This is a genomic window from Oligella ureolytica DSM 18253 (genome assembly GCF_000373745.1).
GTDB classification, from domain to species: domain Bacteria; phylum Pseudomonadota; class Gammaproteobacteria; order Burkholderiales; family Burkholderiaceae_B; genus Oligella; species Oligella ureolytica.
The window spans coordinates 18,111-34,191 of record NZ_KB892303.1 but is presented as its reverse complement, the minus strand read 5'-3'; the positions used below and the strand labels follow the sequence as shown (position 1 = coordinate 34,191).

The 16,081-nt window shown below is 42.9% G+C and carries 18 protein-coding genes and 1 pseudogene; 6 read left to right on the top strand and 13 right to left on the bottom strand.

The annotated features are described in order from the left end of the window. The 9 genes and pseudogenes from B092_RS0107470 to B092_RS15705 form a co-directional block, all read right to left on the bottom strand. Positions 1–331, bottom strand: a 331-nt coding sequence (locus B092_RS0107470; protein WP_018574636.1) for a transposase, incomplete at its 3' end; no start/stop codon positions are given. Positions 332–361: 30 nt separating this feature from the next. Continuing rightward, complete coding sequence (locus tag B092_RS13945; protein WP_018574635.1) at positions 362–838, bottom strand: LysR family transcriptional regulator; 477 nt, start codon at positions 836–838, stop codon at positions 362–364. Next, entirely contained in the window at positions 828–1,724 is an 897-nt protein-coding gene (locus tag B092_RS0107460) for an NAD(P)-dependent oxidoreductase (protein WP_018574634.1), read from the bottom strand. Before B092_RS0107460 ends, B092_RS13945 begins: the two co-directional genes overlap by 11 nt. Before the next feature lie 20 nt (positions 1,725–1,744). After that, complete coding sequence (locus tag B092_RS0107455; RefSeq protein ID WP_018574633.1) at positions 1,745–3,178, bottom strand: aldehyde dehydrogenase; 1,434 nt, start codon at positions 3,176–3,178, stop codon at positions 1,745–1,747. A 20-nt stretch (positions 3,179–3,198) separates the two neighbouring features. Then, positions 3,199–4,683: a tripartite tricarboxylate transporter permease gene (locus B092_RS0107450; protein WP_018574632.1), complete on the bottom strand. Its 1,485-nt coding sequence runs from the start codon at positions 4,681–4,683 to the stop codon at positions 3,199–3,201. Further along, positions 4,683–5,150, bottom strand: coding sequence for a tripartite tricarboxylate transporter TctB family protein (locus tag B092_RS0107445; RefSeq protein ID WP_018574631.1), 468 nt, complete (start codon positions 5,148–5,150; stop codon positions 4,683–4,685). The genes B092_RS0107450 and B092_RS0107445 overlap by 1 nt, the downstream gene beginning before the upstream one ends. Beyond that, on the bottom strand, positions 5,141–6,094 hold the full coding sequence (locus B092_RS0107440; RefSeq protein ID WP_018574630.1) for a tripartite tricarboxylate transporter substrate binding protein: 954 nt from the start codon (positions 6,092–6,094) through the stop codon (positions 5,141–5,143). The genes B092_RS0107445 and B092_RS0107440 overlap by 10 nt, the downstream gene beginning before the upstream one ends. 723 nt (positions 6,095–6,817) lie before the next feature. Further along, positions 6,818–7,135: pseudogene (locus B092_RS15710) on the bottom strand (type II toxin-antitoxin system death-on-curing family toxin); the annotation flags it as partial. A 21-nt stretch (positions 7,136–7,156) separates the two neighbouring features. Next, complete coding sequence (locus B092_RS15705; protein ID WP_018574628.1) at positions 7,157–7,726, bottom strand: virulence RhuM family protein; 570 nt, start codon at positions 7,724–7,726, stop codon at positions 7,157–7,159. 213 nt (positions 7,727–7,939) lie between these two features. Here B092_RS15705 and B092_RS0107425 point away from each other — a divergent pair, with 213 nt between their 5' ends. Further along, the gene (locus tag B092_RS0107425) at positions 7,940–8,368 is read left to right on the top strand and encodes a hypothetical protein (RefSeq protein WP_026253663.1); all 429 of its coding nucleotides are present in this window, start codon (positions 7,940–7,942) and stop codon (positions 8,366–8,368) included. 520 nt (positions 8,369–8,888) lie between these two features. Further along, positions 8,889–9,071 (top strand): hypothetical protein, encoded by a 183-nt coding sequence (locus B092_RS15380; protein ID WP_147277842.1) that lies wholly within the window; start codon positions 8,889–8,891, stop codon positions 9,069–9,071. A gap of 35 nt (positions 9,072–9,106) precedes the next feature. Here the strand turns inward: B092_RS15380 and cls are convergent, their stop codons facing one another. Further along, on the bottom strand, positions 9,107–10,507 hold the full coding sequence (gene cls / locus B092_RS0107415) for a cardiolipin synthase (RefSeq protein ID WP_018574626.1): 1,401 nt from the start codon (positions 10,505–10,507) through the stop codon (positions 9,107–9,109). 169 nt (positions 10,508–10,676) lie between these two features. Between cls and B092_RS0107410 the strand changes: the two genes are divergently transcribed. Continuing rightward, positions 10,677–11,261, top strand: coding sequence for a hypothetical protein (locus B092_RS0107410; RefSeq protein ID WP_018574625.1), 585 nt, complete (start codon positions 10,677–10,679; stop codon positions 11,259–11,261). A gap of 91 nt (positions 11,262–11,352) precedes the next feature. Here B092_RS0107410 and B092_RS0107405 read toward each other — a convergent pair whose 3' ends face one another. Further along, the gene (locus B092_RS0107405) at positions 11,353–11,556 is read right to left on the bottom strand and encodes a dodecin (protein WP_018574624.1); all 204 of its coding nucleotides are present in this window, start codon (positions 11,554–11,556) and stop codon (positions 11,353–11,355) included. Positions 11,557–11,848: 292 nt separating this feature from the next. Here B092_RS0107405 and B092_RS16035 point away from each other — a divergent pair, with 292 nt between their 5' ends. Continuing rightward, complete coding sequence (locus tag B092_RS16035) at positions 11,849–11,971, top strand: hypothetical protein (protein WP_255313341.1); 123 nt, start codon at positions 11,849–11,851, stop codon at positions 11,969–11,971. A 284-nt stretch (positions 11,972–12,255) separates the two neighbouring features. Here the strand turns inward: B092_RS16035 and B092_RS0107395 are convergent, their stop codons facing one another. Continuing rightward, entirely contained in the window at positions 12,256–13,194 is a 939-nt protein-coding gene (locus B092_RS0107395) for a hypothetical protein (protein WP_018574622.1), read from the bottom strand. Further along, positions 13,184–13,714, bottom strand: coding sequence for a DUF6932 family protein (locus B092_RS13935; RefSeq protein WP_373994268.1), 531 nt, complete (start codon positions 13,712–13,714; stop codon positions 13,184–13,186). Before B092_RS13935 ends, B092_RS0107395 begins: the two co-directional genes overlap by 11 nt. Positions 13,715–14,040: 326 nt before the next feature. On the opposite strand from B092_RS13935, the gene B092_RS0107385 reads away from it, so the two are divergent. Further along, positions 14,041–15,477, top strand: a complete 1,437-nt coding sequence (locus B092_RS0107385; RefSeq protein WP_018574620.1) for a DUF3375 domain-containing protein — start codon at positions 14,041–14,043, stop codon at positions 15,475–15,477. Positions 15,478–15,484: 7 nt separating this feature from the next. Continuing rightward, positions 15,485–16,081, top strand: a complete 597-nt coding sequence (locus tag B092_RS0107380; RefSeq protein WP_018574619.1) for a DUF4194 domain-containing protein — start codon at positions 15,485–15,487, stop codon at positions 16,079–16,081.

Here is a 16,081-nt window from a genome sequence, read left to right as displayed (position 1 = left end):
CGTCTGCCATATCAACGGCTTCGAAGGCGGCTTTCCATGCATCAAGCTGCTCGGGATACAAGCCATGCTCGCGGCAATAACTCGACCGCTCGGCCTCGTTCATACTGGCCGTTTGAATAATAACGGCTAACTTCGTCTTGGTATCCCATTGGTCAGGGCGTGATTTTTTTGCAGGCACAACAAATCCTCTCGCTTGTAGCTGTTTTTTCCAACTATATAAAGTTGATACGTGAATACCACTTTCTCGGCTAATTTGAGCCACGCTTAGGTTATTCGGTGGCATCATTTTTTTAACGATCTGCGCTTTAAATTCTGGGCTGTAAGATGACATTGTAAGACACTAACCGCTCCCTCAAATGAATCAAATGTAAAAATCAGATGATCGGACAACTAGTGTGACAGAGGGGGGACTTGTCCGTACCATAGTGATTAAATCATCATTGTGCGCTTCTACCACTCTAATCCTCAAGGCGGGTTGCGTCTTTCTTAACTCGCCCAATGTATTAGGTAATAATGTCAATGCAGTCGATGGCAAAGCACCAAGCACCAATGAGTTACGCTGCGTACCGGATAGATCAAGCATATTACGATAAGCCTGCTCTAGATCCGCGATAGAATGCTTAATTTGACCACAAAAGAAAATCCCTTCGGCGGTCAGTGACACTCTACGCGTTGTCCGCTCAAACAGCACCAAGCCTAAGGTTTCTTCGAGGTCCCTAATTAAGGCACTAAAAGACGGCTGAGTCACCCCTAGCAACTCAGCCGCCTTAGTAAAAGAACCCGCTTCAGTAGCTAATAAGAAAGCCTTAAGCGGTCGGTACTTAATGTTATAGATCATTCCTAATTGGGGTACCCCATTGAGTCCAAAGCTTAGCTACGGCAGCATAATCATCACGCGCTAGCCCCGAAGCTACAGCCATCTCATAAACGCTGTGACATGCCTGAATAGCAAACAAAGGAACGCCACTTGATTGAGCTAAAGATAACGCCAAATGTGAATCCTTGCACGCGGCATCCATAGGCATGCCACCACCATAGTCTTCGTTTAGGATACGCTCTGCCAAACGGTGCGTCAATGGCCTCTGAATCCCCATCTGCGGATCCTTCCATAGCTCAATCAACTTATCAATTGACACCTTAGAAGCAGATGCCATGGCACCGGCTTCAGCTAAAACAACCATAACAGCGTGCGCTAAGGCATTATTAATTACTTTTGCGGCTGCACCACTACCTCTCGGCCCAAAAATCATTTGTTTTGTTGCGATAGCATCCAAGACGACTTTACTGGACTCAATAACCTTATCTTCACCACCTACTAATAACGTCGCACTACCCGCTCGCATCTGGCTGACACCAGCCATTAACGACGCATCAATAATCTCCAAACCATAATTCGCTAAATAATGTGCAGACGCCTCAATATCTTGAGGATTAACTGTAGACAATTCAATAATAATGGCTTCTTTTTTTAAAGCAGGGGCAATTTGCTCTAAAACACTCTGAGTTGCTTTGGGTGAAGGCAAACAAAGCACCACGAAATCGGTGTTTTTTAAATCCTCAGGACTAGTAATTGGGCGAGCACTAAAATTTGATTGAGCATGCTCTACAGCTACATGATTAAGGTCCGAGACTTGTAGTCCCTTAAAGCGATTAGCAAGTCTAATCGCAACCTCCATCCCCATCGTGCCTAAGCCGTACAGAGCTACATTTACATCTTTTTCCATAGATTCTTCCATTCCTATGATTATTTCGCTAGTGGTAAGGGATTTTTGTGCAAACCAAAAAACATACTTTTTGTTTGCGTGTAAATTTTCAATCCATTAAGACCTTTTTCACGACCAATTCCGCTATCTTTAAAACCGCCAAACGGCGTAGTAGTTACCGATTGCTTATACGTATTGATCCATACTGAACCGGCTTCTAATGCTCGGCCTACACGCCATGCCTTCTTAAAGTTTTGAGACCAAATGCCACATGCTAAGCCAAAGTCGGTGTCATTCGCCTGCTTAATTAAGTCCGTCTCATCTTTAAATGGCAATACCACTAAAACTGGACCAAAAGCCTCTTCTTGACAAGTTAATGACTGATTGCTCAGGCCCTCTATAATCGTGGGTAAATAGTAAGCACCTTGCTTTAGACGCTCGTCATCTGGTTCCTGACCTCCACATAAGATCGATCCACCCTCTTTACGTGCACGCTCTACAAACTGCTTTACTCTCTCCCTATGCTCAAAAGACGCTAGAGGACCGACTTCTACTCCATTCATATCAGGAGCACCAACTATAATTTTCTTAGTCCTTTCGACAACCGCTGTTAATACTTGCTCATAGACACTTTCTTGTACAAAGAGCCGCGAACCAGCCACACAAGATTGACCGGCCGAACCAAAAATACCTGACACTACAGCAGCAACGGCATGCTCTAAATCTGCATCTTCAAAAACAATATGTGGCGACTTTCCACCAAGCTCTAAAGCAACAGGAATAATTTTCCTTCCCGCAGCCTCTCCGATCAACCGACCCGTGTTAGTGCCACCCGTAAAAGTGACCATGCGCACATGTGGGTGCTCAACAAGTGCTGAGCCTAAATCATGGCCAAATCCTTGGACCACCTGCAACAATCCCTCTGGTAAACCAGCCTCAAGAGCAATTTTGGCTAACTCCGGCGCCAATAAAGGCGATTCTTCTGAAGGTTTTAGAATGACGGCATTACCCGCAGCTAATGCCGGCGCTACTTTCGTTGCATCATTCATAATCGGTGAGTTCCAAGGAGTAATAGCCGCCACCACTCCAAATGGCTCCAAAACCGTCATCGACACATAATCACCACGTGGTGGCGTTACTTCTGTCTCTAAAGTTTCAATAGCCGAAGCATAATATCGAAAAGCACCTACCGCATAATCGACCATAGATCGGCACTCAGCCAAAGGCTTCCCATTGTCTTTCATTTGCAAATTAGCTAAAAACTCTTTTTTTGCTAATAATCCATCAGCGATTTTTCTCAAAACCTCTGATTTTTGATGTGGTAAGCGCTCTTTCCAGCCAGAGTTTTCATAAGCAGCATGCGCTATTTCAACAATTTGTTGTAACTCGTCCAAACTAGTTAACTGGACACGCCCTACCTCCTGACCGTCTGCAGGATTAATACTAATTAATTGATTATTTTCAGTTAATGCCATTAAAATTCCTTACACATAACTTATATAGATACATTTTTTTGTCTTGCCCTAATACTCCTAAAAAGAGGTAGCATTAAAATACTGACAATAGTAGCAACCAAAACCAAAGAGATTGGGGAAGAGAAAAAGAATAAAGCATCACCTTGCGAAATCAGTAAACCTTGACGAAACGATGATTCCGCTAACGGACCTAAAATTGCCCCCAGTACAATAGGTGCCATCGGATAACCATTACGCGATAGAACATAGCCCATTACACCGAAACCCAGCATCAGCCAAACATCAGCCATGGAGTTAGTAGATGCATATGTCCCCAACGAACAAACAATTAAAATCATTGGCGCAAGTAATGCAGATGGGATTTTCAGCATATTAACTAGAAGTTTTGCCCCAATTAATCCTAAAGCAAACATAAAGAATGCCGTCATCATCATTTGCCACATGAAGCCATAGACAACATCACCCGATTGACTAAATAGAGCAGGACCAGGATTTAAGCCTTGTATCAACATGGCACCCATAATAAGTGCAGCTACTGAGTTACCTGGCACCCCAAGCGCCAAGGTTGGAATTAATGAAGACGCATTATCCGCATTATTAGCACACTCTGAAGCGGCAAGCCCCCGCGGATCGCCCTTACCAAACTGAGATGAATCTTTGGCGCTGCGTTTTTCTTCTGCATAGCTTAAAATACCCGCCAAATTACCCCCTGCGCCAGGCATAATCCCAACAATCACGCCAATAAGTCCAGATCGTATCCACGTCTTCAAGTAATATAAGGCCTCAGAAATTTTCAGCCCAACACCAGACAAAGCAGTTCCCTCACCTTTGATTTTCTTAGCACTCAGCATAGCAAGCGCAGGAGGGACAGCGAAAAGTCCTGTCAGCATCACCGCCAAATTGATGCCACCTGCAACATGACGAACACCAAACACCAATCGCTCAGAGCCAGTAATCACATCCATACCGACTAATCCTATAGCAACACCAATCATGGCTGAAGTTAAGCCTCTTGCTGGCGCCCCTTCTAATAACAAAGAGACGCTTGTCAAACCAAAAATGGCCACCCAAAAATACTCAACTGGACCAAAACGCAACGCTAAGCTAACTAAGGGCGGTGCAATTACCATTAAAGCTAATGCACTAATAATCGACCCCATAGTAGAAGACGCCAAAGCTAGCTGTAAGGCATATTTAGCACGCCCTGCTTGCGTTAAAGGATAACCATCAAAAGTAGTCGCCACTGCAGAGGGCGTACCTGGTATTTTCATCAAAATAGCAGGAATAGCACCGCCATACATCGAGCCATTGTAAATTCCCGCCATCATACCTAACGCCACTAAAGGGGGCATTGCATAAGTAAAAGGTAATAACAAGGCCATCGCTAGGGTGGCAGTTAGACCAGGAATAGCACCAATTAAAATCCCAGCCGCAGTACCAATTAACATTGCTAAAACACTACTTAGCATCAATGCATGAGGCAAACCAGCCATAACCTCTGACATTACAGCTCTCCAAAAATTAACTCAGCAGGAAACGGATGAGAAAACATCAGGTTAAAGACTAGATAAGCCCCGATAATAAACACAATAGTTCCTAGCAAAATAGCTAACTTACGTCTCTCACCACCAAGATATGCCATTGCTGGTAAAAACAATAAACTAGCCGTCAAAAAACCAATGCTGGCAGATAAAGCAATAAAAACCCCTACCAAGACCAATCCTAAAAAACCAGTTTTTAACGGAGCCTCATCCGTAAACAACAACGGTTTAATCCGAATTCCAAGAATAGAAAATAACGATAAAACCATGATTGCTGCACCTACCACTAAGGGATAAATGGCACTATCTTCAACCTGTCGTGTTCCCTCCCAAAACACAACAGCACCAAACAACCCAACAATAACGGTAACAATCAACCTTTCGCGTAAACTGACAAACTTCTGAGACTCAATTTCTTTATCTACTGCCATGGCGACTCATTCCACATAGTTTTATAATCAGCTTCAAGCTTTTCCACATGCTTTTTAAATTCTTCAGTAGGCATAAAATAAACCTCTGTATATAGCTCATGATTACGCTCAATAAACTCTTCATTATTTGCTACCTTTTCTAAGGCGGAAGCTAGTTTTTGCACAATCTCATCACTAGTGCCAGCAGGTAAACCGATACCACGCTCCGACGACATCTCCACGTCATAACCTAATGACTTAGCTGTTGGAATTTCAGGCGCCAAAGTAGAAGCCTCAGAACCAAAATGCGCTAACACACGCACTTGCCCCTCCTCCATATTAGGCATAGCCTCACCCAAATTAAGAGCAGCAGCACCCACATGATTTCCCATCAAAGCGGTGCGAGCAGCGCCAGCCGACGCAAAAGGAACATGAGTAAACTTAACATCTGCACTTTTAGCTAAGTAACTCATCGCCAGGTGGTCATCAGTACCCACACCGGTAGTAGCAATAGTCACCGCACCAGGATTCTCCCTAGCAAAAGCAATTAAGTCATCCAACGTTTGAAACTGACTATTTGCAGGGACTGAAATTGCCGACGGATCTCGTACTAGATTTGCAACAGGAATAATTTCCTCTGCCTGAAACGCAGAACGTTCTTTGGTGATAGGAATTGTCAACATCGGAGGTAAATTAATGATTCCAGCAGTGTAACCATCAGACTTCGCTTTTGCTAACGCACCATGCCCCACCTCACCTGCAGCACCTGGTCTATTAACAACAATCACAGGACGACCTAATTCCTTCTCTAGTAACGACTGCACAGTTCTTGCCGTTACATCAGTGCCGCCACCAGCACCATAAGCAACTAACAATTCGATTGGCTTCTCAGGCCACTCAGCTAAAACTGGCGTTGAAAACAAGGACACACCGATTGCAATTGAGGTAGTGATTTTTTTTATCATTTGTTTGGTCTCCATTAGGATAAAAAAAGATTATTACTTGTATTTGTTTTTAATAATTCTCACATAAGAACTTACTTTAAACAAATAGAAAAACATTCTGATTAATAGTCTTCTGCTATTAATTAATTAGGGTTTCCACTAATTAATCATAAGGATATTTATAGTAAATATAGCTCGTATAAGTTACGATAAATTTTTAAATTAAACTAGCCTATTTGTTGAAATTTAAATTTCACATAAAAATCAACACCTTATAGATTGTTATTTAGGACGTTTTTACTACTCTACTGAATCACAGTAAGTAATTAGACATTTCAACTTAAATAGTTTGAATATTTTAATCTTTATTAGATAAGAACTTCTGACGAAATAAAACACTTATCTATTAGCTTAATACTAACTATCCACAAACCTCATAGTTTAAAACCAGCTGCATAGTCATAGCATTTTTATAACAACGACAAGCAATCCTAATTTTGTTGATACGAGCGAAGCCCTCATAAAATCAGGCGGAACATGTCAACCTCATTTGAGGGTAATACCCCCACAAAATCGCAGTAATTTAAAGTAGGATATAAATCAGAAGAAACGTTTAATTAAGCTATTTCATGAGGTGTTTTAAGTAACTAATTGGTGAGGCAACTACAATTAATTGGGTAACATTTGGATATGAGTCAATGCGCCAGACGACATAATTGTCGCTCTGTACCGACAGATCTCCACTCAATCTTTCATGTCTTTTTTGAGTAAAATAAAATGTTCAACCAGATGAATCATGAGTTCCTTTTGCTCAGCTAAGCTCTCTGCAACTAATAAAGCCAATGCAACCAAAGTATTATCATTAACCAATTGCTCCACGGGTTTGTTTAATAAATGTTGATTAACCCGTAAATGCCACAAAAACAAAAATGACCCTGTACGTTTATTTTCATCGGCAAATGGGTGATTTTTGATAATAAAATAAAGAAGGTGTGCGGCGCTACTAGCAACGTTAGGATAAAACAGCTCATCCCCAAAGCCTTGCTCAATGGTAGCCAAGGCTGATGCTAAGCCCTCACCTCGTCATTGACCGAAGAGTTCAGTTGCTTCGCCCTTAGCGATCAAAGCTTTTTTCAGTTCAGCGATGGCAATAAGCACATCGTCCAACTCTAGTCGCTGCATATCACTTTGTCGATTTGTAAGTGAACTTAAACTTTGTTCATCATAGCCCTGTAACAAACTCCAACTGCGAGCATAATCGTTAATAACTGATAGCACGGCTTCGCCTTCCATATTAACAAGCTGCTGGTTACCAAGAGTCCGTGAAAGTAGAGTTAATGCTTGTTCAAACTCAATTCCTCGCTCCTGCAGCCTGCGCTGATTTAAGCTGTATCCTTCAACCAAATGCTGTTTTAATATTCGAGTCGCCCATAGTCGGAACTGCGTTGCGCGCTTGGAGCTTACTCGATAACCTACTGAAATAATGGCATCGAGATTGTAGTGTTTTATGCGGCGCTGTACCTGTCTTTTACCCTCTTGACGAACTACCGAGAAATCCTCGGTAATTGGATTTTCATTCAATTCACTTTCTTGATAGATATTTTTTAAGTGCAAGCTTATGTTATCTGTCGATGTATCAAAAAGCTCTGCCATTTGCACCTGACTTAGTCATACGGTATCCTGCTCTAGCGCCACGCTAAGCTGTGCTTGACCATCGGAACTAGTAAAAATTTGAATTTGTTGCGTTACATCATTCAGCAGCATCTCTTTTACTTTAGTTTTTACTTTGACGTTTCATAAGCTTAATACTTTTACCTGCATACTTGATGTAATTGGGCAAATGAAACAATTATTGAATACGAGCCAATGATGATTAAACTGACAACTTCACGTACCCGCTCTCACGCTATTGTCTGCACCTCTTTTATTGTATTGGCAATCAGCGCAATGTTATCGGGCTGCGCTAGTGAGGCACTAAAACGTGCGCTCATAAAACCCGATAAGCCATGGCAACCCAAAAGCGAAGAGACTACAACTTCTACTTCTACCACAGGCAGTTCCGGGATTACTGCAGAGTTTTCAGTGCCTGCTCTACCGGAAGCGTCAAACTTGCCACCGGCGCCGGATATTAGTAGTAAACGCTCATACAATTTACCGGAGCTTATCGATATTGCACAACGTGAAAATCCCGAGACACGTATTGCCTGGAATCAGGCAAGGCAGGCTGCTTTAGCAGTTGGTATTATTGAGGCAACCTTCTTGTCACAATTGTCTGCCAATGTGTTCGTAGGTTAGCAAGAAACACATACTGCTTTGAAACTCTTGCCCGGGGACCACAGGATTGACACCGAACTCAACGGTATAGCCCCTGTCTTGACGCTAGAATGGCTAATTTTTGACTTCGGTCAACGCAAAGCGCTTGTCGAAGGCGCCAAGCATCTCTCTTTTGCCGCTAATGTACTATTAATGGCACTCACAAAAAGATCATTCATGACGTTACTAATGCTTCTTGCTACTATGTTGGTGTCAACGCTCAAATAAACATTGCCAACCAAGCACTGAAAAATGCACAACAGATATTACATGCGGTAGAACAAGAGCGCCAAGCGGATCTTGCGACCGAAGTGGAAAGCGCACAAGCTAAGTAACAAGTAGTTCAAGCAAAACTACGACAAACTGCTAGCCAAGGCAATCAATAAATTGCCTATCAAGAGCTTCTGACAGCGATGGCGGTATTCGTGCGGCACGTTTAAGAGATGCTCACTTCGAAACTAACAAAGCAACTGAGATTTACGAAAAACATCAACAAAGAGCCGTGCGGGAAATTATTGCCGCTTCCAGTATGCTGCGAACAGCACTTAGCAGCCATCAAGCCGTCTCTCAATTAGTGACTACAGCCACCACTATTTATGATGCTGCGCTGGAAGCCTACCGCCATGGGGGACATGACTTCAGCCCGTCAAGCTGGTTACCCGAATCTAATCTACAATTACCTTAAAATATAAATGAGATGATTAGCTGCTGCGTAAACCATCATAAAATAGGGCTCAGCATTGCTAAAAGGTTATTACGAAGTCGATGTGGCCAGCTCCAAGCAGCCACATCAGTTTGGGAGATCGGCAATGATTGTGCGATATACTTTTCTTGTCGGCTGCGTAGTTCCTGTGTCAACTCCCTGTCTTGAAACAAAATATTATTCTCAAAATTCAGATCAAAGCTACGTCGGTCCATATTGGCTGAACCAATTAAGCTTAACTCACCGTCAACAGTCAAGGTCTTGCTGTGCAACAAGCCACCAACGTACTCATAAATGCACACTCCCGCACCCAACAACTCGGAATAATAACTACGGCTAGTCGCACCCACAAATTTATTGTCATTACGAGCCGGTAAAATAAGGGTCGTAGCGACACCACGCCGAGCACTCGCGCAGAGTGAAGCTTGCATAAAGTCATCCGGCACATAGTATGGTGTCGTCAGTACCAGTTCTTGCTTAGCACTGAACATTAAGGTTGCGAACAACTCCGGCATTGCAGAATAGGTACTCTCTGGGCCTGTCCCTATAGCCTGAGCCGGAAAACCCTGTTGGCATTGATGTATAGGCTGCTGCGCCAAACTACGCAAATCCTCTCCTGTGCAGCTTAGCCAGTCAGCCAAAAACAGCTGCTGATTCTGACGTGCAACAGGACCCTCAAAGCGAATAACCGCATCAACCCATGGGGCATATTTTGCTTTAACCCTAAATTCAGGATCAGCACAGTTTTGACTTCCACAATAGGTCACCCAATTATCAATCACCATTATCTTGCGGTGATTACGGACATCAACTCGTCCTTTAAGGATGCGCATCATCAGATTACCAATCTGTTGGGCACGGGCCAAACATACACCGGCTTGCTGCATCGCTAACCAGTGCTTACTGTGTATAAAGCTCCGTGAACCCAGATCATCAACGATCACCCGACATGCAACCCCACGCTGAGCCGCACGCACCAAAGCTTCCACAACCTTGAGTCCATTGTTGTCAGAAAGCCAAATGTAAAAAAGCAGATGTACATGATCTGTAGCCGCATCAATATCGGCAACGAGTGCTTCAATAGTGGCATTGGAATCGTCGAGTAACTGCCCCGTATTACCCCCAACCGGTATAAAACCACTTATTGACTTGGCAATTGCAAAAGCCGGTGCTGCCAAATCGTTAATAGAGGCTTCATCCTGTTGTTGGTTCAAGTCTTGTACAGTGGTGCCGAGTTCTTTTTGTCGAAAACCACTAGGCCGCACCTCTCCTAGCATCAAATAGGCTAAAGCCCCTATATAAGGCAAAGCGGCAATGAAAAGGATCCATGCAATGCGCGACGAAGGATCTCGACGTGGCCGAAGCGCAACGCGAATTGACAAGATCACAATAATAATGATGTGGACAATCAACCACATAAAATTAAACTCCTCTTAGTACGTATAAGCACGATACATAGGATAACAGTGAATGAACAAACAAAATCACCGTACACCTAAAAAATCAGTTTTCTGAGGTCTATGTTAATATACGAGGATAGCGCATAACTCCTAGCGCCCCCTTCTAATAGCAGCTTTTTTCTTCACCATGCTTCCTATCGAAACCCATCCATTACCTCCTTTTGCACCACCTCATGCCTCCTTACTAATGCTGGGTTCCTTTCCACCTCCACGCAATCGTTGGAAAATGGATTTTTATTATCCTAATCTGCAAAATGATATGTGGCGAATTTATGGTTTGGTGTTTTTTGAAGATAAAAACTATTTTCTTAAATCAGATGCTAAAGATTTTAATGAAGAGTTGATACGGGATTTTTTATACCATAAAGGCATCGCCATCAGTGACACGGCGCAGCAGATAATTCGTTTAGAAGGTAATGCCGCAGACAAATCATTGCAAATTGTTGAACCAGTGAACTTAAGTCAATTGCTCGCTCAAATACCTGACTGCCACGCTATCATGACCACCGGTGAGTTAGCCACAACCACCCTGGTCTCATTATTGCCACCAACAACCAAAACACCCAGAATAGGTGTAACTAGCACCACCCAGTTTAATGGCAGAACACTCGATTTATATCGCTTACCCTCCTCATCCCGAGCCTATCCCCTAGCCTTGGAGAAAAAGGCGAATATCTATCGTGATTTTTTTGAAGTACTGCGAATGGTCTAGCACGGGGAAGAAGTCATCCGTGTAAATTAAATGAAAGAAGCCGCTAATAGCGACTCTTATAATAAGAAAAAGTACGGTCAAATTGCCGTCATTATTCTAGGGTAAATCCTAGTTTTACTGAAACTTGCCAGTAGGCTACTTTGTCATCACTGACATGCCCTCGCGTTTCAACTACCTCAAACCACTGAATATTGCGAATTGTCTCGCTTGCCTTAGCAATGGCCGAGCTGACCGCATCTTCTATGCTAGTAGTGGATGAGCCAACAATCTCAATTTGCTTATAAGTATGACTCATCACAAAAGCCTCCTTTTAATAGGTGAATTTTCATCTTAAGCTTTTTGCATGGGCGTAACAAGTACAGCTGTAGGAGATGTCTTGCTATAAAATACACTTTATAATAAACTAGTTTTAATATAAATTGTATTTATCAATAAGTCTGAGGTTAATCTAAACTTAACTACATAATCACTTATTGCTTTTAAACCACTCATGAAAAACATCATTAGCGCTCTCTTTATTGTCATTTTTGCAATAGCATTTAGCGACGCCGAAGCCAGAGGTAATAAGCCCTGTAGTGGTAAGAAAGGTGGCATATCACATTGCCAAGGAGCCATCTTCGTGTGCAACGACGGCTCCGCTAGTCAATCCAGGAAAAACTGCTCCCGCGAACATGGCGGTGACGGCGGTGGAAGTACCGGTAGTTCATTAGGCTTTGCAGCAGTTGGAGGACAACAAGGCTGTTCCTGCAGGAGCGGCAACTACTGCACCGATCCTAGAGGCGGTAAGTATTGCTTAACTGATTCAGGAAACAAGAGCTATTTGAGAAAGTAAAAAAGGCTAGATCTTAAACCTAGCCCTTATAAAATCTACTTAGTCTTTCTAAGTGAATAATCTAATTTCTCCAAAAGCTTTTCGCCCGTCTCCAGGTAATCCCCCGTTTTAACACAACTTATTAGTGGTATGGTCCTCCCCTTCCATCTCTAACTGCTTTAGTTATAGGGAAGGATTCTCATGACTTATCAGAACATCTTTAATATCAATAAGTGTATACCTCGGAGTCCCTTTACCTACAATAACCAATTTGCAGTCTATTATTGATTTTTTAAAAAGCCATTTCTGACAAATTGAGTCTACATCTTTAAATTCAGGACTTATTTTTCCTTTAATTATTTTATCAGTCTCGCCAATTTTAAATTCAAACACCTTTGAAGCAGGCAAAAGACCTAACAAAGTACCGTTAAAACTTTGTTCAGTTTCTGTAATATTATCTTCTTTAAGGTGTAATGCTGCCTGACTTAATTGTTCTAAACTCTTAAACTGAAACTTATATTTATCAAAACTAAGGCCGCACCAAGCTTTATTTTTTTCTAGTTGCTCTAAAAAAGAGTAAATCTTCTTAATAGCTCTAGGGGGTATTTCATCGATGGCATCTGCTATATTTTTATCATCTTCCTCAGCAGCCACTCTAAGTATATTCTCAATCTTATGTATGGCTTTTTCAGTAACAGGAATATCTTCAAGCAAGTCTGGAGTTTCTGTTGGTAATTGAAACTGAAAACCGAATGAGCCTACAGCAATATTTTTAATCAATAGTCCATACTTATTTTTATCTACAACTGGCCCTGAAGATGCATCACCTAAATTACCATTTAAAGCAGCGACAATCATATCGTATGCATCAGAAAACAAATCTGTTGCTTTGCTAGCAAAACTCGCAGCTATACCGCTACTGCCATCAACGGGTTCACCTTGGAAAGTAAGATTAAATGTTTTAGCTTCTATGCTTGGAGCTTTTTTTTCAAGTTTTTGTGTAAGCTCACTAAGTCTATGTTCATACCCTAGGCGCTCAATAACAGCATCCTCACTGATACTTGTGAGTATATCTTGTAATTGACTTATTTCAGCTTGAATGTATGTCCGATTATTGTTCATCAACACTCTCCCACAAAGAGCTTAGTGACTCAAAAGCTTGATCGTCATTCGTATTATTTAGGTCTAACTGAAGAAATCCTTTCCATTGTTTACTTCTGGTATGTGACCACATACTGTACCAATAGGTGACCTGCTTAATAAAGTTCTGATTTGCTTGGCCGTCTAAAAAAATACAATAGCCATCTACTTTATAAGTTTGCCTAATAGCAGTGGGTATAAATAGAGAACTATTACTATCTAATAAACTTTTTTGACTTTCACCCTCTGGCATATTAGCAAAAGTAACGACATCAATATCATTTGGAGCGCGACCTTCTAGCACCTCAATACTCTCAACAAAGCTGCCATCTAGCCACTGCACTCCTTGCACAAGACCTAACATATGCAGATTTTTTCTATAATTCAAAAATCCCTGCAAAATCTCTAGGCGCTTGATACTGCTTCCAAAGCGTTCAACCAATTCGATACAGCTAATAGCATAAGGCGAACGGTTAAGACTATGACCTGCCTCACCTGGCAGTATTGCTGGTAGAAAACCTTGACTATTTCATTCAGGCAAACGTAGTTAAGTCATTATTTATTAGTTCACAAGATATAAAAAAGCACACAGATTATAGTAATAGTATACCCTAAACACCCGTTCTAAAGCGTAGTCTCTACATAAGACTCGGGGCTTTGTCGGTGTTTGTCATACCATATCGCCTTGTATTAGTTCCGACTTAATCTGACACTGTAACGCCCCCTTAATTCATTCTTCAATCGGTGCCTACCGTACGCTTAGAATAGAGAATCTGCTAAGATTAACTAATATATTATTCTCATCCAATATTAGAATCACTAGCACCCATGGATTACATGCAACTTGTCTCACTACGCCAGCATCACCCTGCTTGGCGGTTGCTGCGAGCCGACAATGCACCTCTCATCATCAGCTTTCTTCAACAGACGTTTGTTGCACCCAACTTGCGTAGCTTAGAACAGACAACCCTAGCCTCAAAACTTGACGACCTGATTTACAGTCTGCACCAAAACTTTGGTGAAACACTCTTTCCTCGTTCTGCTAGCGCCTACTTGGATGACTGGGCCGACAACAGCAATGGCTGGTTGCGCAAGTTTTACCAAACAGGTAGCGATGAAGCCCACTATGAACTAACTGTAGCCACAGAAAAAGTCATTGAATGGCTAAACAACTTAGGCAAACGACAGTTTGTTGGTACCGAATCTCGCCTGTTGGCCATTTTTGATCTGCTGCGCCAGGTCGTAGATGGCAGTGAAACCAATCCTGAAACACGCATAGCCGAACTCGAAAAGCGCAAAGCAACGATTGATGCTGAAATTGCCAGAATCAAGACTGGTCAAGTTGATCTAATGGATGCGACTCGAGTACGCGAACGCTTTCTTGAGGTTAGCAACAGCGCCGACAGCCTACTTTCCGACTTCCGTGAAATTGAACAAAACTTTCGTAATCTGGATCGTGAAGTACGCGAAGGCATTGCAACATGGGAAGGTGGAAAAGGCGCGCTACTAGAGGAGTTCTTCGGCGAGCGTGATGCCATTGCAGACTCAGATCAAGGGCGTAGTTTTCGCGCTTTCTGGGAATTTCTGATGTCACCGTCACGGCAAGAAGAGCTATCGAGGCTATTACAAACCGTCTTCGACATGCCAGCGGTACAAAGTTTGGAACCCGATCGTCGCCTGCTACGTATTCATTACGAATGGCTAAAAGCCGGCGAAGCGGCACAGCGTACGGTAGCTCGCCTGTCCGAACAGTTGCGCCGTTACCTTGATGACCAGGCTTGGCTGGAAAACAAGCGCATCATGAATTTGCTGCGCAATATTGAAGGTAAGGCATTAAATTTGCGCCAACAGCCACCAGATGGAGACATCATCAGTCTGGACGATGTACAGGTAAAGCTAAACCTGCCGCTAGATCGCCCCTTATATAGCCCACCACTAAAGCCACGCATAAATACACAGCTACTGGTTGAAGGAACCACCGACAACAATGCCGATGCACTCTTCAACCAGATCTATGTGGACAAGTCTCGCCTAGAAGAAAGTCTGCGCCGTGCTCTACGCCATCAAGCACACATCAACTTGGGCGATTTGCTTGAGCACTATCCGCTCCAGCAAGGCTTAGCCGAACTGATTGCATGGCTAGAGTTAGCGACTGCTAACAGCCACTGCTCGTTTGATGAAGACCAAACACAATTAATTAGCTGGTACGATAGTCAAGGTATACAACGCCGTGCCAGCGTACCTCTGATTATTTTTAGCCAATGAATTGCCCATGACCGCCCTTCTTTCTACTGACTTGTCGCCACTACTCATCAGCCTTTTCAAGGGTGTACTCTACCGTGAAGACAACCAGCCGAGCTGGCAAAAACTGATAGAGCAACAAGCCGCTATACGCGATTATATCCAGCTACTGGGTTTGGAGCTCATTTTTGACGAAGCTGAAGGCTATGCCTATCTACGCCAATTTCAAGACGAGGGTGATGACGAAAAAAACACCATCCCCAAGTTAATTGTCCGTCGTCAATTAAGCTACCCGGTAAGCCTATTATTAGCACTGCTACGCAAACGACTAGCTGAATTTGATGCCAGCAGCGGCGAAACTCGCCTGATTCTTTCGCGCACTCAACTAATCGAACTGCTACGCCTGTTCCTGCCCGACAGTAGCAACGAAGCCCGTCTTGTTGACCGTATCGACAACCATATCGCCAAGGTAGTTGAGCTAGGATTTCTACGTAAATTACGGGGTCAGCAGGAGCCGCTCTATGAAGTCTTGCGTATCCTTAAAGCCTTTGTAGATGCACAATGGTTAAATGAGTTTGATCAACGCCTAGCAGAATATGCTGCTTTAAACGAAGATGAAGGAGAGTAG